Below are 20,416 nucleotides of genomic sequence, written 5' to 3'. Positions count from 1 at the left end.
CAGGTCAGCGGGTGGTGACGGGCAGGCCGAGGGCGCGCAGGTCCTGGCGGAGGGTGTCGGTGGTGGTGAAGTGCAGGGCGTGGAAGCCGAGGGCGGCGGCGGCCTGGACGTTGACGGGGCTGTCGTCGACGAAGACGGCGCGGGCGGGGTCGACGTCGAACCTCTCGCACAGGTGTTCGAAGATCGCGGGATCGGGCTTGGCCAGGCCGACGCGCCCGGAGACGACGACGCCGTCCATGAGGTCGACGGCGGGGGCTGCGTGCGCGGCATGGTGGAAGGTCTCGGCCCACCAGTTGGTCAGTCCGTACAGGCGCAGGCCGTGCTGCTTGAGCTCGGTGACGAGGTCGGCGGAGCCGGGGACGGGGCCGCCGAGGGTGTCGGCGTACCTCTCGAGGTAGGTGTCGACCAGGGGCGCCCAGCGAGGGTGGGTCCGGGCGACCTCCGCACGGCCCTCGGCGAAGGGGCGCCCGGCGTCCTGGCGGAGGTTGAACGCCATGAAGTCGAACTCGGCGAAGAACCGGTCGACCTCGGCAGGGTCGAGGCCGCTGTAGGCGCCGCGGGGGTCCCAGCGCACCAGGACGTTGCCGAAGTCGTACACGACGGTGTCGACGGCGGGATGGTTCACAGCATCTCCTCGGGGTCGAGCCGGACGCGGACGGTGCCGGGCTCGCGCCGCGCCGACCGCACGGACAGGGAGGCGCGCAGCTGGCGGGCCAGCTCGAGGCCGTCGTGGGCGGGCACCCGCACCACCAGGCGCACGGGGGCGGCGTCGAACAGGCTGCCGTCGCCGGGACCTGGGCTCGTTCCGGGGCCGTCCACGTCGGTCTCCACGGGCCCGAGCGTCGTCTCCGGGGTGGCGAGCGGCACGCGGGCCACGAGCGCGGCCACCGCGGCCCGGTCTCCCGTGACGGCCGCGACACGCACCGCCGGGGGCAGGGCCAGCTCGGCGCGCTCGGCCAGCTCACGGTCGGCGAAGCCTGCCGGGTCGAACCGCACGAGCGCGCCGGTCGGTGCGGGGGCCGCGTCGCCGACGAGCAGCACCTGGCCGCCCGCGCTCGCGGGCCGCACCAGGTGGGCGGCGGCGAGCCACCGGTGCAGGGCTCGGGTGCCGGTGGCCAGGTCGAGGGAGGCGGTGGCCACGGCGGCGTCGAGCAGCAGGGCCGCGACGTACCCGCCGTCGGCGACCGGCTCGGCCCCGGGGGTGGCGACCACGACGGCGGGGCGGGCAGGCACGCGGTCGAGCACGCCGCCGGGGGCGGTCGAGGCGGACAGCCGCACGGGCACGCCCGGGAACGCTCGGCCCAGCTCCTCGGCGGTGCGCTCCGACCCCACCCGCACGGCGCGCAGGGCGGTGCTGCCGCACTCCCCGCAGCGCCACCCGCCCGCCAGGCGACCGCACCAGCGGCACTGCGGCGTCGAGGAGGTCCCGGCCAGGCCCAGCGGTCCGTGGCAGGCGTCGCACCGCGCGGGGGTGCGGCACCGCACGCACGCCACCACCGGCAGGTAGCCGGTGCGCGGGACCTGCACGAGCACCGGCCCCTGCTCCAGCGCCTGCCGGGCGGTCCGCCACGCCGCCGTCGGGATCCGTGCGGCCGCACCGGCACCCTCGTGAGCCAGCTCCACCGACGTCAGGGCCCGCACCCGCGGGGCCCGTGCACGGACCACCTCACGGGGGGCCGCCACCTCGTGCGCCCACCCCGCGAGCATCGCCTGGGCCTGGACGGTGCGTCCCGGTGACCCGACGAGGCACGCGGCACCCTCCAGGTCGCTGCGCAGCGCCAGCACGTCGCGGGCGTGCGGGTAGGGGGCGTGCGGCTCCGCGAGGGTGTCCTCCCCGTCGCCCCAGAGCACCACCAGGCCCAGGTCGGCGACCGGGGCGAACATCGCCGCGCGCGTGCCCACCACCACCCGGGCCTGGCCCCGGGCCGCGGCGAGGAACGCGCGGTAGCGGGGGGCGGCACCGTCCTCGGCCAGCAGCCGCACCACGCCCGGCACCCCGGCCACCTCCAGCGCACCGGCGAGCACTCCCACGTCCCGCGCGTCGGGGACCACCGCCAGCACGCCCCTGCCGGCGGCGACAGCGGCGCGCGCCGCCGTCGCGACCGCCGCGGCCCAGTGCGGCACCGTGGGGACCCCGCCGTCCTCGGCAGCGGGAGCAAGACCGGGCAGAGGCGTCCACACGGCCTTCGGGGCTCCTCCCCCGGCCGTGTGGGCCAGGAACGCCTCTCCGCCCCTGTACGGGGCCCACAGGCCCGCCCACGAGGGCGGCGCGGAAGCCAGGTCCGGCAGGGCCGGCAGCACGGCGTCCAGGTCCGGTGCCGCGCCGCCCTCCTTCTCCGTGCGGGCATGACGCGGCGGCACCGCCAGGCGCAGCACGTCCGGCACCGTCCCCGCCCAGCGCTCGGCCACCGCGCGCACCAGGCGCAGCACCGACGGTGTCAGCACGGGCTCCGGGGAGACGAGGCGGCGCAGCGGCACCAGGCGCCCCTCGTGCTCGGAGGTCGCCGCCCGCGCCACCACGAACCCGTCGACCTCCTGCGGACCGAACCGGGCCCGCACCCGCGCCCCGGGCACCACACCCTGCGACCACGCGGCCGGCACCAGGTAGTCGTACTCACGGTCCAGGTGCGGCGGCTGCAGGTCCAGCAGCACGCGGGCCACCGGCAGCTCCTCGGCGATCTCCTGGGCACCCAGCGGCGCCCGGCGCCGCCCCCGCGACCGGCTCGCGGCCGGCCCCGCGACGTCCTCGAGCCCCAGCAGGGCGTCCTGCTGGGGCTCGTCGACCGGCGTGCCGGTGTCGCTCGTCGGGTCGGTCACGGACGCCATCCCACCATGCCCCGCCCACGGCCTCGCCGGACGCCGGGCACAGGGGCCAGGTCAGACCGCGGCACGCAGGGCGTCGACGCGGTCGGTGCGCTCCCAGGTCAGGTCCGGCAGCTCACGCCCGAAGTGCCCGTAGGCGGCGGTCTGGGAGTAGATGGGGCGCAGCAGGTCCAGGTCGCGGATGATCGCCGCGGGACGAAGGTCGAACACCTCGCGGATCGCCGCGGTGATGCGCTCGACCGGGACGGTCTCCGTGCCGAACGTCTCCACGTACAGGCCCACCGGGTGCGCCCGGCCGATCGCGTACGCCACCTGCACCTCGCAACGGCGCGCCAGGCCCGCCGCGACCACGTTCTTGGCCACCCACCGCATCGCGTACGCCGCCGAGCGGTCCACCTTCGACGGGTCCTTGCCCGAGAACGCGCCACCACCGTGGCGGGCCATGCCGCCGTAGGTGTCCACGATGATCTTGCGCCCCGTCAGCCCCGCGTCGCCCTGCGGGCCACCCACGACGAACTTGCCCGTCGGGTTCACGTAGAGGCTGTGACCGCCGGTGTCCAGCTCCACGGTCTCCAGCACCGGCGCCACGACGCTCTCGGCCACCGCGCGCGCGAGCTTGTCCTGCGTCACGTCCGGGTCGTGCTGGGTGGAGACCACCACGGCGTCCAGGCGCACCGCCCGGTCACCGTCGTAGCCGATCGTCACCTGCGTCTTGCCGTCCGGGCGCAGGCCCGGCACCTCGCCCGAGCGCCGCACCTGCGCCAGCCGCTCGGCCAACCGGTGCGCCAGCCAGATCGGCAGCGGCATCAGCTGCGGCGTCTCGTCGGAGGCGTAACCGAACATCAGGCCCTGGTCGCCGGCGCCCTGCGCGTCGAGCGGGTCGGAGTCCGCGGCGTCGTCACGCTGCTCCTGCGACTTGTCGACCCCCTGGGCGATGTCGGGAGACTGCTGACCGATCGACACCGACACCCCGCACGAGTCGCCGTCGAACCCCATCGCCGACGACGTGTAGCCGATGCGGCGCACGACGTCGCGCACGATCTGCGGGATCTCGACGTAGGCGTTCGTGGTGACCTCGCCGGCCACGTGCACCAGACCCGTGGTCACCATCGTCTCGACCGCCACGCGCGAGGTCGGGTCCTGCTCGAGGAGAGCGTCCAGGACGGCGTCGGAGATCTGGTCGCACACCTTGTCAGGGTGCCCCTCGGTCACCGACTCGGACGTGAACAGGCGCAGGGCATCGGTCATGCGGCACACCCTACGGCGCGCGCAGCGGCACCGTCACACCGCACCACGCGCGAGCCGCTCACGCTCCGAGACGCGTCCCGCCACACGAGACGCGGGGCTCAGCGCAGGATCTTGACGACGGCGTCCCAGATCGCATCCGCCACCTCGCGCTTCGAGCCGACGGCGTGAGCCGTCTGCTCCCCCGCCGCGTCCAGCACCCACACCTCGTTGTCTTCGGTGCCGAACCCCTTGCCCGCACCCACCGCGTTGACGGCCAGCAGGTCAGCCCCCTTGCGGCGCGCCTTGCGACGCCCGTGCTCCAGCACGCTCCCCGCAGCGTCGCCGGTCTCGGCCGCGAACCCGACCACCACCTGGTCGGCGCGCACCCGATCACGCACCAGACCGGCCAGCACGTCCGGGTTCTCCACCAGCTCCAGAGGCGCCGGACCCTGCCCGGGAACCTTCTTGATCTTGGACTCGTGGGTCCCTGCGGGCCGGAAGTCCGCCACCGCCGCCGCCATCACCACGGCGTCGGCGTCCGCCGCCGCGGCACGCACGGCGTCCCGCAGCTGCGCGGTCGTCTCCACACGCACCAACGTGTCCGCGGCACGCTCCGCGCCCGGGACCTCGAGGTTGGCCCCCACGAGCGTCACGCGCGCCCCCCGCACCCGGGCGGCCTCCGCCAGGGCGACCCCCTGGCGGCCCGTGGAACGGTTCCCGATCCACCGGACCGGGTCGATGGGCTCTCGCGTGCCCCCGGCGGACACCACCACGTGGCGCCCCGCCAGGTCACGAGGAGCGGTGCGCTCCGCGAGCACGGCCAGCGCCTGCCGCGCGATCTCCTCCGGCTCGGGCAGGCGCCCGGCACCGGTGTCCTTGCCCGTCAGACGCCCTGACGCCGGCTCGATCACGTGCACGCCCCGCTCGCGCAGGGTCGCCACGTTGGCCTGCGTCGCCGCGTGCTCCCACATCTCCGTGTGCATCGCGGGCGCCATGACCACCGGGCAGCGAGCGGTCAGCAAGGTGGACGTCAGCAGGTCGTCCGCCCGCCCGCTCGCCGCGCGGGCCAGCAGGTCGGCCGTCGCCGGCGCGACGACCACGAGGTCGGCTCCCTGGCCCAGCGCGACGTGCGGGACGTGCTCGACGTCCTCGAAGACCTCCGCCGTCACGGGCTCCCCGGACAGCGCCTCCCACGTCGGGGCGCCGACGAAGCGCAGCGCCGCGTGCGTGGGGACCACGCGGACCGCGTGGCCCGCCTCGCGGAAGAGACGCAGCAGGAGCACCGCCTTGTACGCGGCGATGCCCCCGCTGACGCCCAGGACGATCCTCATGCGGACCCCGAGCTCCTCGTGACGCTGACCGGCGTTGCCGGGATCAGAAGCCGGCGGGGATCGGGCGGCTGCCCTCGGGCTGCTCCACCGCGGTGGAGGTCAGCAGACCCTCGTTGATCTCGCGCATCGCGATCGACAGCGGCTTCTCCTGCGAACGGGCGTCCACGAGCGGACCCACGTTCTCCAGCAGACCCTCGTTGAGCTGCGAGTAGTAGGCGTTGATCTGGCGCGCGCGCTGGGCGGCGTACAGGACCAGGCCGTACTTCGAGTCCGTCTTCTCGAGCAGCTCGTCGATGGGCGGGTCGGTGATGCCGATGGGCTGGGCCACGGTTCCGGCCATGGTTCACACTCCAGAAGGAAGCGGGACAGGGACTGGGGGACAGTCTACCCGCCGACCTGTGCGGTCCCTCCCACCGGTCCGGCCACGCCGCCGGCTACCGCACCCGTCACCGGGATCCCCATGACGCCCACCAGCGCGTCGGCCGCCCGGTGCACGTCGTCGTTGACGATCGTCACGTCGAACTCCTGCTCGGCAGCGAGCTCGACCCGCGCCGTGGCCAGCCGCCGCTCGCGCTCCTCGGCGTCCTCGGTGCCCCGCCCGACCAGGCGGCGCACCAGCTCGTCGAAGCTCGGGGGCGCCAGGAACACGAACCGCGCCTCGGGCATCGAGTCGCGGACCTGACGGGCACCCTGGAGGTCGATCTCGAGCAGCGTCGGCACCCCTGCGGCCAGGCGCTCCTCCACCGGCCCGCGCGGCGTGCCGTACCGGTGCCGCCCGTGCACCACGGCCCACTCGAGCATCTGCCCCTCGGCGACCATCCGGTCGAACTCCTCCGGGCTGACGAACAGGTAGTGCACCCCGTGGACCTCGCCGGGCCGCGGCGGCCGCGTCGTGGCCGACACGGACAGCCACACCTGCGGGTAGCGTCGGCGCACGTCGGCCGAGACCGTCCCCTTGCCCACCGCCGTCGGTCCGGCCAGGACCGTCAGGCGGGCAGGCGGCGCGTCGACGTCGGGCGCCGGCGAACGGTGGTCCTCGGGTGCCGGCGCGCCGGCGGGTGTCGCAGAAATGTCAGCCAAACCTCTCGATGAGCGCCGCGGTCTGGTGAGGTCCCAGACCTCGGACGCGACGGGTCTCGGCGATCCCGATCTCCTCCATGATCGCCCGGGCCTTCACTTTACCGACACCCGGGAGCGACTCGAGGAGCGAGACGACCTTGAGCTTGCCGACGACGTCGTCGGTCTGCCCCTGCTCGATCACGTCCTTGAGCGAGCCCTGGGAGTACTTCAGCCGGTTCTTGATCTCCGCGCGCGCACGGCGCGCCTCGGCAGCCTTCTCGAGGGCCGCCGCACGCTGCTCAGGGGTAAGGGGAGGAAGGGCCACGCAAGTCACCTACTCAGTCGAGCCGATGGGGTGGGTACTGCTACGTCAACTGCTCCGTCGAAACTAACCGTGACCTGCACGAGCGGCAATCGGTGGTGACCGGCGTGGCGCCGCTCGCCCCGAGGCACGAGCGGCGCCAGGCACGACCAAACGGGCATCCCGGGCGTATCCCCTGCAGGCCCACCCTGCGGCGCCGGAGGCGTCAGTCCCGCAGAGCCGCCGACGCCTCCCGGGCCGCGCTCGCCGCCGCCGCACGCAGGCCGTCGACATCGGGACCGGCCTGCAGGACGCCGCGGGAGGACGACGCCAGCACCTGCCGCCGAGCCACGCCGAACACGGCGGCGAGCTCGGCCGCGCCGGCACCCTGGGCGCCCACCCCGGGCGCCAGGAGGGGCCCGTTGACGGCGGCGAGGTCGGTGCCCGTCGCACGCGCCGCGTCCCCGATCGTCGCCCCGACCACCAGACCGACCGAACCCATCGGGTCAGCGCCGGCGTTGAGGGCGGCCGCCTGGGCGGCCACCGACGCCGCCACGCTGACGCCGCCTGCCGTCGTCGCGTGCTGCACCTGCGGACCCTCCGGGTTGGAGGTCAGGCACAGCACGAACAGGCCGCGCCCGGTGCGCGCCGCCAGCTCGGCCGCCGGCGCCAGCGAGCCGAAGCCCAGGTAGGGCGAGACGGTCACGGCGTCACCGGCGAGCGGCGAGCCGTCCCCGAGGAACGCGTCCGCGTAGGCGCCCATGGTGGAGCCGATGTCGCCCCGCTTGGCGTCCACGACGGTGAGAGTGCCCGCGGCCCTGGCGGCGGCGATCGTCTCCTCCAGCGCGGCGACGCCCGCCGCCCCGTGACGCTCGTAGAACGCGGCCTGGGGCTTGAGCGCCGCCACTCGCCCCCCGAGCGCGTCCACGACCCGCAGCGAGAACTCGCGCACGCCCGCGGCGTCGTCCGCCAGCCCCCACGCCGCCAGGAGCTGCGCATGGGGGTCGATGCCGACGCACAGCGGACCGAGGTCGTCCGTCGCGGCGGCCAGGCGCGCCCCGAACGGGACGACGCCGGCCGCCTGCGCCTCAGGCACGGGCCGCCGCCTCGAGCCGGGCACGCGTGGCCTCCGTGTGCTCCTGGAGGCTCGCCACCGTGAACGGGCCCGCCAGGATCGCCTCGATGCCCTGCACCGCCGCAGCGAGCTGGTCCACGGTGGTGACGATCGGCTTGTCGGCCGCGGTCGTCGCCGCCCGGATCTCGTAGCCGTCGGCACGCGCGCCCTGCCCCGACGGCGAGTTGACCACGAGGTCCACCTCACCGTCGGTGATCAGGTCGACGATCGTGGGCTCGCCGTCTGCGCCACGACCCTGGGAGAACTTGCGCACCACCGTCGCAGGGATGCCGTTGCGCACGAACACCTGAGCGGTGCCCGCCGTCGCCAGGATCTCGAAGCCGAGGTCGGCCAGGCGCTTGACCGGGAAGACGACCGAGCGCTTGTCGCGGTCCGCCACCGAGACGAACACGCGACCCGAGGTGGGCAGGCCGCCGAACGCCGCCGCCTGCGACTTGGCGAAGGCCCGCGGGAAGTCGGCGTCGAAGCCCATGACCTCGCCCGTGGACCGCATCTCCGGACCCAGCACCGTGTCCACCACGTGGCCGTCGGCGGTGCGGAAGCGCTTGAACGGCAGCACCGCCTCCTTGACCGCGAGCGGCGCACCCAGGTCGATGGTGCCGCCGTCGTGCTCGGGCAGCACGCCCTCGGCCCGCAGGTCCGCGATCGACTCGCCCACCATGACGCGGGCGGCCGCCTTGGCCAGGGACACGCCCGTCGCCTTGGAGACGAACGGCACCGTCCGCGAGGCGCGCGGGTTGGCCTCCAGCACGTACAGCACATCGGAGACCAGCGCGTACTGGACGTTGAGCAGGCCACGGACCCCCACGCCCCGCGCGATGGCCTCGGTCGAGCGGCGGATGCGCTCGATCTCCGCCTCGCTCAGCGACACGGGCGGCAGCACGCAGGCCGAGTCGCCGGAGTGGATGCCGGCCTCCTCGATGTGCTCCATGACGCCGCCCAGGAACAGGTCCTGCCCGTCGTACAGGGCGTCGACGTCGATCTCGATCGCGTCGTCGAGGAACCGGTCGATGAGCAGCGGCGCGGCCAGCGTGGTGCTGCCGCTCGATGCGGCGGCGTCCGCCAGCGCCCGCTCCACGTACGTGGTCAGCTGCTCCCGGTCGTAGACGATCTCCATCCCGCGGCCGCCGAGCACGTACGACGGGCGCACGAGCACCGGGTAGCCGATGCGGTCGGCGACGTCGACGGCCTGCCCCAGGCTGCGGGCCGTGCCGAACGCCGGGGCGGGCAGGCCCGCCTCGACGAGGACCTCGCCGAACAGGCCGCGGTCCTCGGCAGCGTCGATCGCGTCCGGGCTGGTGCCCAGCACGGGCAGACCCGCCTCCTGGAGGCGCTTGGCCAGCGACAGCGGCGTCTGCCCGCCGAGCTGGACGATGATGCCCTTGACCGGGCCCGCGGCCAGCTCGGCCTGGTAGACCTCGAGCACGTCCTCGAACGTCAGCGGCTCGAAGTAGAGGCGGTCGGAGGTGTCGTAGTCGGTCGAGACGGTCTCCGGGTTGCAGTTGACCATCACGGTCTCGTACTTCTCGGCCAGCGTGAGCGTGGCGTGCACGCACGAGTAGTCGAACTCGATGCCCTGGCCGATGCGGTTGGGACCCGAGCCCAGGATGATGACCGCCTCGCGCTCGCGCGGGGCCACCTCCGTCTCGCTGTCGTAGGACGAGTAGTGGTACGGGGTCTTCGCCGCGAACTCCGCCGCGCACGTGTCGACAGTCTTGAAGACCGGCCGGATGCCCAGCGCATGACGGATCTCGCGCACGCTCTGCTCACCCGTGGGACCCATGCCGCGCAGCCGCGCGACCTGCGCGTCCGACAGGCCGTGGCGCTTCGCGCGGCGCAGCACGTCCTCGGTCAGCGTGCCGGCGTCCGCGACCTCGGCGGCCACCTCGTTCATGAGCTGGATCTGGTCGAGGAACCACGGGTCGATGCCGGTCGCCTCGAAGACCTGCTCGATCGTGGCTCCGGCCCGCAGGGCCTGCTGGACGCCCACCATGCGCTTCTCGGTGGGGCGCCGGATCGTCTCGAGCAGCTCGTCGAGCTCGGCCCCGGCGACGGGCTGGCCGTCCCAGTGGAACTGCACGCCCGCCTTGTCGATGCTCCGCAGGGCCTTGCCGAGCGCCTCGGTGAAGTTGCGGCCTAGCGCCATCGCCTCGCCCACCGACTTCATGGTGGTGGTCAGCGTGTCGTCCGCCGCCGGGAACTTCTCGAACGCGAAGCGCGGCACCTTGACCACGACGTAGTCGAGGGTGGGCTCGAAGCTCGCCGGAGTGACCTGCGTGATGTCGTTCGGGATCTCGTCCAGCGTGTAGCCGACGGCGAGCTTGGCCGCGATCTTCGCGATCGGGAAGCCCGTGGCCTTGGAGGCCAGCGCCGACGAGCGCGAGACGCGCGGGTTCATCTCGATCACGATGATCCGCCCCGTGTCCGGGTTGACGGCGAACTGGATGTTGCAGCCGCCGGTGTCCACGCCGACCTCACGGATCACCGCGATGCCGATGTCGCGCAGCTTCTGGTACTCGCGGTCCGTGAGCGTCATGGCCGGCGCCACGGTGACCGAGTCGCCGGTGTGCACGCCGACCGGGTCGACGTTCTCGATCGAGCAGACGACCACGACGTTGTCGTTCTTGTCGCGCATCAGCTCGAGCTCGTACTCCTTCCAGCCGAGGATCGACTCCTCCAGGAGCACCTCGGTGGTCGGGGAGTAGTGCAGGCCCTGGCCCACGATGCGGCGCAGGTCCGTCTCGTCGTAGGCGAAGCCCGAGCCCAGGCCGCCCATCGTGAACGACGGGCGCACCACCATCGGGTAGCCCAGGTCCTCGGCGGCGGCGACGGCCTCCTCGACCGTGTGCACGATGACGGAGCGGGCGGACTCGCCGCCGCACTTCTCGACGACGTCCTTGAAGCGCTGGCGGTCCTCACCCTTCTGGATGGCAGGGATGTTGGCGCCGATCAGCTCGACGTCGTACTTCTCCAGCACGCCCGCCTCGTCCAGCGCGATGGCCGCGTTGAGCGCCGTCTGACCACCCAGGGTGGGCAGCAGCGCGTCGGGGCGCTCCTTGGCGATGATGCTCGTCAGCACCTCGGTGGTGATCGGCTCGACGTAGGTGGCGTCGGCGAACTCCGGGTCCGTCATGATCGTCGCCGGGTTGGAGTTGACGAGGACGACCCGCAGGCCCTCCTCCTTCAGCACCCGGCAGGCCTGCGTGCCCGAGTAGTCGAACTCGGCGGCCTGCCCGATGACGATGGGGCCCGAGCCGATGACGAGGACGGAGCGGATGTCGGTACGGCGGGGCATCAGTTCTCCTTCGAGGCCGTGACGGCCGGCTCGGTGAAGGCACCGGCCGGGACCCTCACGGGCGTGCGCGTGCTCATGAGCTCGACGAAACGGTCGAACAGGTAGGCCGAGTCGTGCGGACCGGCCGCGGCCTCCGGGTGGTACTGGACGGAGAACGCCGGGATGTCGAGGCACGTCAGGCCCTCGACCACCTGGTCGTTGAGGCCCACGTGCGCCACGACCACGCGGCCGTAGCGCACGTCGTCGGTGCGCTCGGCGTCGTAGGGCGCGGTGCTGACCGCATCCACCGGGGCGTCGACGGCGAACCCGTGGTTGTGCGCCGTGACCTCCACCTTGCCGGTGGTGCGGTCGAGCACGGGCTGGTTGATGCCGCGGTGGCCGTAGCCCAGCTTGTAGGTGCCGTACCCCAGGGCCCGGCCCAGGAGCTGGTTGCCGAAGCAGATGCCGAAGAAGGGGATGCCGGCGTCCAGCACGCGGCGCAGCAGCTCCACCTCGTGGGTCGCCGCGGCGGGGTCGCCCGGGCCGTTCGAGAAGAACACGCCGACCGCCCCCTCGGCCGGCAGCGCGGCCACCACGTCCTCGAACGTCGAGGACTGGGGCAGCACGTGCACCCGCACCCCGCGCTCGGCGAGACGGGCGGGCGTCATGGCCTTGATGCCGAGGTCCACGGCCACGACGGTGGCCACGGGCTCCTTGCCGGCCCACTCGCCCTGCGGCTCCACCGTGTACGCCGTGGTCGTCGACACCTCGCGGGCGAGGTCGGCGCCGGCCATCAGCGGGGCCTGGCGCACCCGCTCGACCAGGTCGGCCACCGGCAGCTCGCGGCCCGAGGCGTCCAGCAGGTCGTCGCCGGAGAAGATGCCGGCGCGCATCACGCCGAGCTCGCGCAGGTGCCGGGTGAGGAACCGGGTGTCGACGTCGCTGATACCCACGACGCCCTGGGCCGCGAGCTCCTCGTCGAGGGTGCGCGAGGACCGCCAGGAGGACACGCGGCGTGCGGGGTCGCGCACCACCCAGCCGGAGACCCAGATCTTGCCCGACTCCGGGTCCTCGTCGTTGACGCCCGTGTTGCCGATGTGCGGGGCCGTCATGACGACGATCTGGCGGTGGTACGAGGGGTCGGTCAGCGTCTCCTGGTACCCGGTCATGCCGGTCGAGAAGACGATCTCGCCGAGGGTGGTCCCGCGGGCGCCGTAGGCGCGGCCGCGGGCGGCGGTGCCGTCCTCGAGGACGAGGACCGCCGGTGCTGGCTGGGTTCCGGTCACGGGTTCTCCTTGGTGGGCACGTCGGCGGGGGCGTCGGGCTCGGCGGGATGCTCGCCGGCCTCCAGCTCGTCGGGCCAGGTCGGGGCGATCAGGTGGCGGACCGCGTCGACGAGGCGCGAGCGGTCGGCGGGGTATCGGGTGCGCAGGCCGGTGTCGAGGTCCACGGCGCGCACGTGGCCGTCCGAGGGGGCGAGCCAGGTGAGGACGACCAGGCCGTCCGCCCCGACGTACTTGCCCGCCATGCCGGGGGCCAGGCCGGCGTCGCGCAGGGCGGTGGCCGGCAGGAAGAGGTTGTCGGCGCCGGCGCGCTGGACGAGCACGCCCGCGTCGTGGACGCTCACCGTGGCCGAGGCACGGTCGCCCAGGCCGTGAGCCCCGACGCGGGCCAGCCAGTCGCCGGCCAGCGTCGTGGAGACGTAGGTGGCCTCGAGCGGGCCGAGGCGCAGGGCGCCCAGGTCGGACGGCGCCGCGGGAGGCGCGGGCACGAGGCGTCCGGTGCGCCGGGCGAGCCGTCGTCGACCGGTGAGGATGACGAGCAGGAGCAGGATGCCGAGCAGCACCCAGATCCCGACGGCGACAGGCATGGGGAGGTTCATGCGACCACCTCCGAGGTGGGGTCGACGGGCACGCCGTCGAGGACGGTGGCACGCCCGCGCAGGAACGTGGCCACGACGCGGCCCGGCAGCTGCGTGCCCTGGAAGGGGGTGTTGGACGAGGCGGTGACCTGGGCGGCGCCGTCGACCGTCCGTGACGCGGTCGGGTCGACCAGCACGAGGTTGGCGGGCTCGCCCTCCTCGACGGGACGCCCGTGGGCGCCGTCGATCCGGCCGATGCGGGCGGGGTTCGTCGACATCACGCGCGCGACGTCGGCCCACGTCATGCGGCCGGTGTCGACCATCGTCTGCTGGACGACGCTCAGCGCGGTCTCCAGACCGGTCATCCCGAAGGCCGCGGCGCCCCACTCGCAGTCCTTGTCCTCGCGGGTGTGCGGGGCGTGGTCGGTGGCCACGATGTCGATGGTGCCGTCGGCCAGGCCCTCGCGGACGGCCTCGACGTCCTTGGCCGTCCGCAGCGGCGGGTTCACCTTGAACACCGGGTCGTAGCCGCGGGCGAGCTCGTCGGTCAGCACCAGGTGGTGCGGGGTGACCTCGGCCGTGACGTCGATCCCCCGGGCCTTGGCCCAACGCACGATCTCCACCGACCCGGCCGTCGAGAGGTGGCACACGTGCAGCCGCGAGCCCACGTGCTCGGCCAGCAGCACGTCGCGGGCGATGATCGCCTCCTCGGCGACGGCAGGCCACCCGGCCAGGCCGATCTCCGCGGAGACCACGCCCTCGTTCATCTGGGCGCCCTCGGTCAGCCGCGGCTCCTGCGCGTGCTGGGCCACCACGCCGTCGAACGCCTTGACGTACTCCAGCGCGCGGCGCATGAGGATCGGGTCGTGGACGCACCTGCCGTCGTCGGAGAAGACGCGCACGCGGGCCTTGGAGTCGGCCATCGCGCCGAGCTCCGCCAGCCGTTCGCCGTCGAGACCGACGGTGACGGCGCCCACGGGGTGGACGTCGACCCAGCCGGCCTCCTGCCCCAGGCGCCAGACCTGCTCGACGACGCCGGCGGTGTCGGCCACCGGTGACGTGTTGGCCATGGCGTGCACCGCGGTGAAGCCGCCGGCTGCCGCGGCACGCGTGCCCGACAGGACCGTCTCGGCGTCCTCGCGCCCCGGCTCTCGCAGGTGCGTGTGCAGGTCCACGAGGCCGGGCAGCAGCACGTGCCCCTCGCCCTCGACGACGGCGGCGCCGTCCGGCACGCTCGCCGTCCCGGGTGCGGCGACCTGCCGGACCACGCCGTCGGCGAGCACGACGTCGGCGGGCTCGCCGCCCAGCGGACGGACGGACCGCAGCACCCAGGCCCCGGTCGTAGCGGTGGGTGTCACTGAACGCTCCCCTCGGCCGAGGTCCCGGCCAGCAGCAGGTACAGGGCGGCCATGCGCACGGCGACGCCGTTCGCGACCTGCTCCACGATGACGGAACCGGGCGAGTCGGCGGCCTCGGCAGAGATCTCCAGGCCGCGGTTCATCGGCCCGGGGTGCATGACGATCGAGTGGGACGGGAGCATCGCCAGCCGGCGGGCGTCGAGCCCGTAGCGGCGCGTGTACTCCAGCGGGCTCGGGAAGAACGCCCCCGCCCCCCCGGACATCCGCTCACGCTGCACCCGCAGCATCATGACGGCGTCCGGCTGGCGGCGCGCGAGCGTCTCGTCCAGGTCGTAGGACGTGGTGCACGGCCACGTCTCGACGCCGACCGGCAGGAGCGTGGGCGGGGCCACGAGCTCCACGTCGGCGCCCAGCGTCCGCAGCAGGTGCACGTTCGAGCGCGCGACCCGCGAGTGCAGCACGTCGCCCACGATCGCGACCTTGACGCCCGCGAGATCGGAGCCGACGCCGTCGTCGGGCGCGCCGCCGACGCGTCCCACGAGGTGGCGGCGCATCGTGAACGCGTCGAGCAGCGCCTGCGTGGGGTGCTGGTGCGTGCCGTCGCCCGCGTTGAGCACCGCCACGTGGTCGTCCCCGCCGCCCAGCCAGCCCGAGTACGCGAGCTGGTGGGGCGCACCGGACGCCCAGTGCCGCACGACGACGGCGTCCGCACCCATGGCGTGCAGGGTGAGCGCCGTGTCCTTGAGGGACTCGCCCTTGGACACGCTGGAGCCCTTGGCGGAGAAGTTGATGACGTCTGCGCTCAGGCGCTTGGCCGCCGTCTCGAACGAGATCCTGGTGCGCGTCGAGTCCTCGAAGAACAGGTTGACGACCGTGCGGCCCCGCAGGGTGGGCAGCTTCTTGATCTCCCGCGACTGCGTGGCAGCCATCTGGGCGGCGGTGTCGAGGACCGTCACCGCCTCGTCCTTGCTGAGGTCCTGGGTCGACAGCAGGTGCTTCACCGGGCGCTCCCCTCGTCCGCGCCGCGGCCCGCGATGACGACGGCGTCCTGCCCGTCCACCTCGTGCAGGCGCACGCTCACCCGCTCCTCGGTGGAGGTGGGCAGGTTCTTGCCCACGAAGTCGGGGCGGATCGGCAGCTCGCGGTGGCCGCGGTCCACCAGGCAGGCCAGGCGCACCGCGCGGGGGCGGCCCAGGTCGCTGATCGCGTCGAGCGCGGCACGGATGGTGCGGCCGGAGTACAGGACGTCGTCCACCAGCACGACGATCTTGTCGTCGATACCGGCCGGCGGCAGCGTCGTCGGGCCGACGGCACGCGTCGGGTTCCGGCGCAGGTCGTCGCGGTACATGGTGACGTCGAGGTCACCCAGCGCGACGGCAGGGTCGAACGCCGGGTCGATGGCCGCCAGCCGCTCGGCGAGCCGGTGGGCCAGCGTGACGCCGCGGGTGGGGATGCCCAGGAGGACGACGTCGGCGGCTCCCTTGGAGCGCTCGACCACCTCGTGGGCGATGCGGGTCAGAGCCCGCTGGATCTCCTCGGCACCGAGGACGGTGGTGAGGCTGGGCACGCCAGAGCTCACGGGACCTCCTTCTCCGCCTCACAGGACGGTGTTAAAGGGTGTCTTACGGCGCTCAGCGTAACCCGGCACCGCGCGTGCCCCGGACGAGCGGCCACCATGCGGGCGCGGCGTGGGTCACACCGGCGGCCGTGCAGCCCGGGCCCCTCACCCCGCGTGCGGCACCCGCGGACAGCACGACGGGGGCCTCCCAGACACCTGGGAGGCCCCCGTCAGCGCTCTCTCACGCCAGCAGCGTCGGCTTGACCTCGACGATCCGGCCCAGCAGTCCGTTGACGAACGACGGCGAGTCGTCCGTCGACAGGTCCGCGGCCAGGTCCACCGCCTCGTCGATCGCCACCGCGTCCGGGACCTCGTCGTTGAAGAGGATCTCCCAGGCGCCCACGCGCAGCAGCGCACGGTCCACGGCCGGCATGCGCTCGAGCGTCCACCCGTGCGAGTAGGTCTCCAGCAGCTCGTCGATGCGCTCGCGCTCCGCGGTGACGCCCTCCACGAGGTCGGCCGAGTACTGCGGCACGGCAGCCTCCGTCTGAGGCTTCTCGATCCGCTCCCGCAGCAGCGTCAGCGGGTCGATCCCGCGCTGCTCGGACTCGAAGAGGATGTCGACGGCGCGCTTGCGCGCCTTGGTGCGTGCACCCACGTCAGTCGTTCACACGGCCCAGGTAGGAGCCGTCGCGCGTGTCGACCTTGACCTTGGTGCCCTGCTCGAGGAACAGCGGCACCTGGATCTGGGCGCCGGTCTCGAGCGTGGCGGGCTTGGTGCCACCCGTGGAGCGGTCGCCCTGCAGGCCCGGCTCCGTGTAGGTGATCTCGAGCACCACGGAGGCGGGCAGCTCGATGTAGAGCGGCTGGCCGTCGTTGGAGGCCACCATGACGTTCATGCCCTCGAGCAGGTAGTCCTTGGCGTCGCCCACGGTCGCAGCCGGGATGGTGATCTGGTCGTACGTGTCGTTGTCCATGAACACGTAGTCCGCGCCGTCCATGTACAGGTACTGGAAGTCACGGCGGTCGACGTTGGCCGTCTCGACCTTGATGCCCGCGTTGAAGGTCTTGTCGACGACCTTGCCCGACAGGACGTTCTTCATCTTGGTGCGGACGAACGCGCCACCCTTGCCCGGCTTGACGTGCTGGAACTCGATGATCGTCCAGAGCTGACCGTCGATGCGGAGCACGGTGCCGTTCTTGATGTCGTTGGAGGTAGCCACGTTCTTCCCTGTGTTCGGCGACGAGAGAGCTGCAGTACAGAAAGCTGCGGGGCCGCAAAGAGCCCGTGCAAGTCTAGCGGCTCAGGGAAGCACGAGGAGCAGCACGGCGCGTCCGGCCAGCCCGACGGCGCCCGCCCAGATCAGGGAGGCCAGCGTGCCCACGACGAACCGCTCTCCCGCGTGGGGGTGGTCGCGCAGCTCGTGCAGGCGCCCGAGGCCCTTGACCGCCACCGCGAGCGCGATGCCCTCCGGGTAGCCCGCCAGCAGGGCCATCGCCACCCCGGCCCGCTCGAGCAGGCCGATCCACGTGCCGCCCGCCAGCACCCGGGCCGCCTCCGCACGCACCTCGGGCTCCTTCTCGGTGCGGCGCAGCACCCAGGGCACCACGAGCGTGCCGCCACCGACGCTGACCGTCAGCGTCACCACCCACACGAGCACCGCGAGGGCCACCACCCCACCGTTCACGCGTCCTCCGCTCCCTCGTCCCCGGCGGCCGGACCCCGGGCGGGTCCGGGCTGCGCCAGCTCGTGCAGCAGCCGGGCGACCACGGGTCGCACGGCCTCCTCCTCGGCCCACAGCGCCGTGCGCAGCCGCTGGCTGACCGCCTGCTCGCTGACGCCGAGCGTGCTGGCCACGGCCTTGCGCGTGCCTGCCGCGGCGAGGGTATCGACCGCCTCCCACCCGGCGTCGGACCGCCGCACCACCACGGCACCCAGCAGGCGCAGGAGGGCCTCGACCTCGTCCGCGCGGGCGGCGTCGTCGGCCTCGACGGCGACCGGCACCCCGCCGCGCCCCTTGGCCCGCTCGACGGCCTCGCGGGCGTGCACGAACGCGGGGCCGGAGGCGTCGCGAGAGACGGGCGGGAGCGGCTCCACCACGGCGCCGGCTCCCACGCCGACCGACCAGCCGCCGTCGCGCAGCAGCTCGAGCACGAGGCCGACCGCGAGCGCCGCGCCGTCAGGGGTGGCGTGGAGGACGCCTTGGACCTCGTCGCCGACGGTGCGGTCGAAGGGGGTGGCGAGGCCGGGGTGGTCGCTGGTGCGCCGGTGGAGGCGTGGCAGGAGGTGGGGCACGTGGTCGCCGCGTCCTGTGCTGTCGCGCTGGTCGACGGTGAGGACGATCATGGATTCAAGGCTAGAGCCTTGTTTGAGGGATATCAAGTCTTGAGGCTTGATGTACGCCAGTCAGGGGTGGAGCCTTGCGGCCACGGCGGTCAGCGCGAGCCGGTAGGAGTCGAACCCGAACCCCGCGACAGTCCCCGTGGCGATCCCCGAGACCACCGAGTAGTGGCGGAAGGACTCTCGCGTGTGCGGGTTGGACAGGTGCACCTCGACGAGAAGGAGCCCCGAGGTGGGGACCTGGGCGGCCGCGTCCCGCAGGGCGTAGCTGTAGTGGGTGAACGCCGCAGGGTTGAGCACCACGTGGCTGCGGGTGTCCACGGCCTCGTGCAACCAGCCCACGAGCTGCGACTCGTCGTCGGTCTGCCGAGCCTCCACGGCCAGCCCCAGCTCGCTCCCCCACCGGCTCACCGCCGCGTTCAGGTCGTCGAGGTCCGCGTGGCCGTAGATCTCCGGCTCCCGCACACCGAGCCGGGCGAGGTTGGGCCCGTTGAGGACGAGGACGCGTGGGGCGGTGCCGGTCATGGCGGGGAGCCTATCCGCCACGGGGAGCCCCGGCCGGGAACCGAGGGTTCACCGGGAGTTCAGCCTTCGTCCTTCTGGTACGGCACGTTCGTGCCTAGAGTGCCCACGTGCCTGCCACGATGCCGCCGGACGACCAGTCGTCGCCCCAGCCGACCCTGCCCGCGACGCCCACGCCCGAGCCGGCGCTCAACGCCGCCCTCAGCGCGGCGGCCGCCGGGCCTCCCCCGGCCACCGCCCCCGCGGCCGGACGCCTGGGCGGCCCCGGCCGGCACGTCCTGGCGTGGTCGGCGTGGGACTGGGGCTCCGCCGCCTTCAACGCCGTCGTCACCACGTTCGTCTTCACCACGTGGCTCTCCTCCTCCGCGTTCGTCGAGGCGGGCGAGATCGAGGCCGACGTCGTGGCACGCAACACCGCCTGGATCGGCTGGGCGCTCGCGGCCGCGGGCCTGGTGATCGCGCTGCTGGCGCCCGCGCTGGGGGCGCTCGCCGACTCCCGGGGCCGGCGCAAGCCGTGGCTCGCGGCGAACACCGCCGGCGTGGTCGCGGCCATGGTCGCGATGTTCTGGGTGCAGCCCGTCCCCGGGTCCCTCGCGGACGCCGTGATCCTCGGGGCGGTGCTGCTCGCCGTGGGGAACGTGTTCTTCGAGCTGGCGTCGGTGGCCTACAACGCGCTGCTGCTGCAGATCTCGACCCCGCGCACCATAGGCCGCGTCTCGGGCATCGGCTGGGGCGCAGGCTACGTGGGCGGCATCGTGCTGCTGCTCGTGCTGTTCGTCGGGTTCATCGACCCGGAGGTGGGCTGGTTCGGCGTGACCGGCGAGGACGGGATGAACATCCGCGTCTCGGTGCTGGTCTCGGCGCTGTGGTTCGGCCTGTTCGCGCTGCCCGTGCTGCTGATGGTGCCGGACGCCCCCGCCAAGACCGGCGGTGGCGTGAGCTTCCTGGGGGCGTACCGCAAGCTCTTCGCCGACGTCGCCTACCTGTGGCGCACCCAGCGCTCCACCCTGTGGTACCTGGTGGCCAGCGCCGTCTACCGCGACGGCCTCGCCGGGGTCTTCACGTTCGGCGGCATCCTCGCCGTGGCCGTGTTCGGGTTCACCAGCTCCGAGGTGATCGTGTTCGCCATCGCCGCCAACGTGGTCGCCGGCCTGTCGACCATCGCGGGCGGCTGGCTCGACGACCGCATCGGCCCGCGCCGCGTCGTCATCGCCGCCCTGGTAGGCCTGCTCGTGGCCGGGCTGGCGGTGTTCTTCCTGCACGACCGCGGGCAGACGGTGTTCTGGATCTTCGGCCTCGCGCTGTCGGCGTTCGTCGGCCCGGCGCAGTCCGCCTCCCGCGGCCTGCTGGCCCGCCTGGCCGCGCCGGGGCACGAGACGGAGGCGTTCGGCCTGTACGCCACGACGGGGCGCGCGGCGAGCTTCCTCGCCCAGGCCGCCTACTCCGTGTTCGTCGTGGCCCTCGGCGCGGCGTACTGGGGGATCCTCGGCATCCTGCTCGTCATCGCCGTCGGGCTCGTGCTGCTCCTGCTGGTGCGGTTCCCCGCCGGCAGCGGCGTGGACGGCCGTCGCGACCTGGCCGCCTGAGCCACCATGCGCGCAGGGGCCTCACGCCGGTGACGGCGTG

The 20,416-nt window shown here is 73.6% G+C and carries 20 protein-coding genes; 1 reads left to right on the top strand and 19 read right to left on the bottom strand.

Features of this window, described 5'->3' with window-relative positions:
- Positions 1-4: 4 nt before the first annotated feature.
- From DNL40_RS10405 to DNL40_RS10315, 19 genes are all read right to left on the bottom strand, one after another.
- Complete coding sequence (locus DNL40_RS10405; protein WP_111251193.1) at positions 5-625, bottom strand: HAD family hydrolase; 621 nt, start codon at positions 623-625, stop codon at positions 5-7.
- Positions 622-2,826 carry a primosomal protein N' gene (locus tag DNL40_RS10400; RefSeq protein ID WP_111251192.1) on the bottom strand — a complete coding sequence of 735 codons (2,205 nt, stop codon included), beginning with the start codon at positions 2,824-2,826 and terminating at the stop codon, positions 622-624. Before DNL40_RS10400 ends, DNL40_RS10405 begins: the two co-directional genes overlap by 4 nt.
- Before the next feature lie 51 nt (positions 2,827-2,877).
- A complete protein-coding gene (metK, locus tag DNL40_RS10395) occupies positions 2,878-4,071 on the bottom strand; it encodes a methionine adenosyltransferase (protein WP_111251191.1) in 1,194 nt (397 codons plus the stop codon).
- A 98-nt stretch (positions 4,072-4,169) separates the two neighbouring features.
- Positions 4,170-5,381: a bifunctional phosphopantothenoylcysteine decarboxylase/phosphopantothenate--cysteine ligase CoaBC gene (gene coaBC / locus DNL40_RS10390; RefSeq protein ID WP_111251190.1), complete on the bottom strand. Its 1,212-nt coding sequence runs from the start codon at positions 5,379-5,381 to the stop codon at positions 4,170-4,172.
- Positions 5,382-5,424: 43 nt separating this feature from the next.
- Complete coding sequence (gene rpoZ / locus DNL40_RS10385) at positions 5,425-5,721, bottom strand: DNA-directed RNA polymerase subunit omega (protein ID WP_111251189.1); 297 nt, start codon at positions 5,719-5,721, stop codon at positions 5,425-5,427.
- A 44-nt stretch (positions 5,722-5,765) separates the two neighbouring features.
- Positions 5,766-6,461, bottom strand: coding sequence for a guanylate kinase (gmk, locus tag DNL40_RS10380; protein WP_425450773.1), 696 nt, complete (start codon positions 6,459-6,461; stop codon positions 5,766-5,768).
- Positions 6,454-6,765 carry an integration host factor, actinobacterial type gene (mihF, locus tag DNL40_RS10375; RefSeq protein ID WP_111251188.1) on the bottom strand — a complete coding sequence of 104 codons (312 nt, stop codon included), beginning with the start codon at positions 6,763-6,765 and terminating at the stop codon, positions 6,454-6,456. The genes gmk and mihF overlap by 8 nt, the downstream gene beginning before the upstream one ends.
- 202 nt (positions 6,766-6,967) lie before the next feature.
- Complete coding sequence (gene pyrF, locus DNL40_RS10370; protein ID WP_111251247.1) at positions 6,968-7,837, bottom strand: orotidine-5'-phosphate decarboxylase; 870 nt, start codon at positions 7,835-7,837, stop codon at positions 6,968-6,970.
- The gene (carB, locus tag DNL40_RS10365; RefSeq protein ID WP_111251187.1) at positions 7,830-11,171 is read right to left on the bottom strand and encodes a carbamoyl-phosphate synthase large subunit; all 3,342 of its coding nucleotides are present in this window, start codon (positions 11,169-11,171) and stop codon (positions 7,830-7,832) included. The genes pyrF and carB overlap by 8 nt, the downstream gene beginning before the upstream one ends.
- The gene (gene carA / locus DNL40_RS10360; RefSeq protein ID WP_111251186.1) at positions 11,171-12,436 is read right to left on the bottom strand and encodes a glutamine-hydrolyzing carbamoyl-phosphate synthase small subunit; all 1,266 of its coding nucleotides are present in this window, start codon (positions 12,434-12,436) and stop codon (positions 11,171-11,173) included. The genes carB and carA overlap by 1 nt, the downstream gene beginning before the upstream one ends.
- Positions 12,433-13,032 (bottom strand): PH-like domain-containing protein, encoded by a 600-nt coding sequence (locus DNL40_RS10355; protein ID WP_111251185.1) that lies wholly within the window; start codon positions 13,030-13,032, stop codon positions 12,433-12,435. Before DNL40_RS10355 ends, carA begins: the two co-directional genes overlap by 4 nt.
- Complete coding sequence (locus DNL40_RS10350) at positions 13,029-14,369, bottom strand: dihydroorotase (protein WP_111251184.1); 1,341 nt, start codon at positions 14,367-14,369, stop codon at positions 13,029-13,031. Before DNL40_RS10350 ends, DNL40_RS10355 begins: the two co-directional genes overlap by 4 nt.
- Positions 14,366-15,370, bottom strand: coding sequence for an aspartate carbamoyltransferase catalytic subunit (locus tag DNL40_RS10345; RefSeq protein WP_111251183.1), 1,005 nt, complete (start codon positions 15,368-15,370; stop codon positions 14,366-14,368). Before DNL40_RS10345 ends, DNL40_RS10350 begins: the two co-directional genes overlap by 4 nt.
- The gene (gene pyrR, locus DNL40_RS10340) at positions 15,367-15,948 is read right to left on the bottom strand and encodes a bifunctional pyr operon transcriptional regulator/uracil phosphoribosyltransferase PyrR (RefSeq protein WP_111251182.1); all 582 of its coding nucleotides are present in this window, start codon (positions 15,946-15,948) and stop codon (positions 15,367-15,369) included. Before pyrR ends, DNL40_RS10345 begins: the two co-directional genes overlap by 4 nt.
- Before the next feature lie 220 nt (positions 15,949-16,168).
- Complete coding sequence (nusB, locus tag DNL40_RS10335) at positions 16,169-16,585, bottom strand: transcription antitermination factor NusB (protein WP_111251181.1); 417 nt, start codon at positions 16,583-16,585, stop codon at positions 16,169-16,171.
- A 1-nt stretch (position 16,586) separates the two neighbouring features.
- Positions 16,587-17,150 (bottom strand): elongation factor P, encoded by a 564-nt coding sequence (gene efp / locus DNL40_RS10330; RefSeq protein WP_111251180.1) that lies wholly within the window; start codon positions 17,148-17,150, stop codon positions 16,587-16,589.
- Between the two features lie 81 nt (positions 17,151-17,231).
- The gene (locus tag DNL40_RS10325; protein ID WP_245885835.1) at positions 17,232-17,615 is read right to left on the bottom strand and encodes a hypothetical protein; all 384 of its coding nucleotides are present in this window, start codon (positions 17,613-17,615) and stop codon (positions 17,232-17,234) included.
- Positions 17,612-18,274, bottom strand: coding sequence for a SatD family protein (locus DNL40_RS10320; protein WP_111251179.1), 663 nt, complete (start codon positions 18,272-18,274; stop codon positions 17,612-17,614). The genes DNL40_RS10325 and DNL40_RS10320 overlap by 4 nt, the downstream gene beginning before the upstream one ends.
- Positions 18,275-18,334: 60 nt before the next feature.
- Positions 18,335-18,793, bottom strand: coding sequence for a type II 3-dehydroquinate dehydratase (locus DNL40_RS10315; protein ID WP_111251178.1), 459 nt, complete (start codon positions 18,791-18,793; stop codon positions 18,335-18,337).
- A 107-nt stretch (positions 18,794-18,900) separates the two neighbouring features.
- Here DNL40_RS10315 and DNL40_RS10310 point away from each other — a divergent pair, with 107 nt between their 5' ends.
- Positions 18,901-20,376: an MFS transporter gene (locus DNL40_RS10310; protein WP_245885834.1), complete on the top strand. Its 1,476-nt coding sequence runs from the start codon at positions 18,901-18,903 to the stop codon at positions 20,374-20,376.
- Positions 20,377-20,416: the final 40 nt, after the last annotated feature.

Source organism: Xylanimonas oleitrophica (assembly GCF_003244315.1).
GTDB lineage: Bacteria > Actinomycetota > Actinomycetes > Actinomycetales > Cellulomonadaceae > Xylanimonas_A > Xylanimonas_A oleitrophica.
Note: the sequence above shows the minus strand (reverse complement) of the source record. Positions and strands in the feature narration are given on the sequence as shown.

Coding starts and splice junctions, on each gene's coding strand:
- DNL40_RS10400 (WP_111251192.1), bottom strand. CDS start 2,826: ATGGCGTCCGTGACCGACCCGACGAGCGACACCGGCACGCCGGTCGAC.
- metK (WP_111251191.1), bottom strand. CDS start 4,071: ATGACCGATGCCCTGCGCCTGTTCACGTCCGAGTCGGTGACCGAGGGG.
- coaBC (WP_111251190.1), bottom strand. CDS start 5,381: ATGAGGATCGTCCTGGGCGTCAGCGGGGGCATCGCCGCGTACAAGGCG.
- rpoZ (WP_111251189.1), bottom strand. CDS start 5,721: ATGGCCGGAACCGTGGCCCAGCCCATCGGCATCACCGACCCGCCCATC.
- carB (WP_111251187.1), bottom strand. CDS start 11,171: ATGCCCCGCCGTACCGACATCCGCTCCGTCCTCGTCATCGGCTCGGGC.
- DNL40_RS10355 (WP_111251185.1), bottom strand. CDS start 13,032: ATGAACCTCCCCATGCCTGTCGCCGTCGGGATCTGGGTGCTGCTCGGC.
- DNL40_RS10320 (WP_111251179.1), bottom strand. CDS start 18,274: ATGATCGTCCTCACCGTCGACCAGCGCGACAGCACAGGACGCGGCGAC.
- DNL40_RS10315 (WP_111251178.1), bottom strand. CDS start 18,793: ATGACCGGCACCGCCCCACGCGTCCTCGTCCTCAACGGGCCCAACCTC.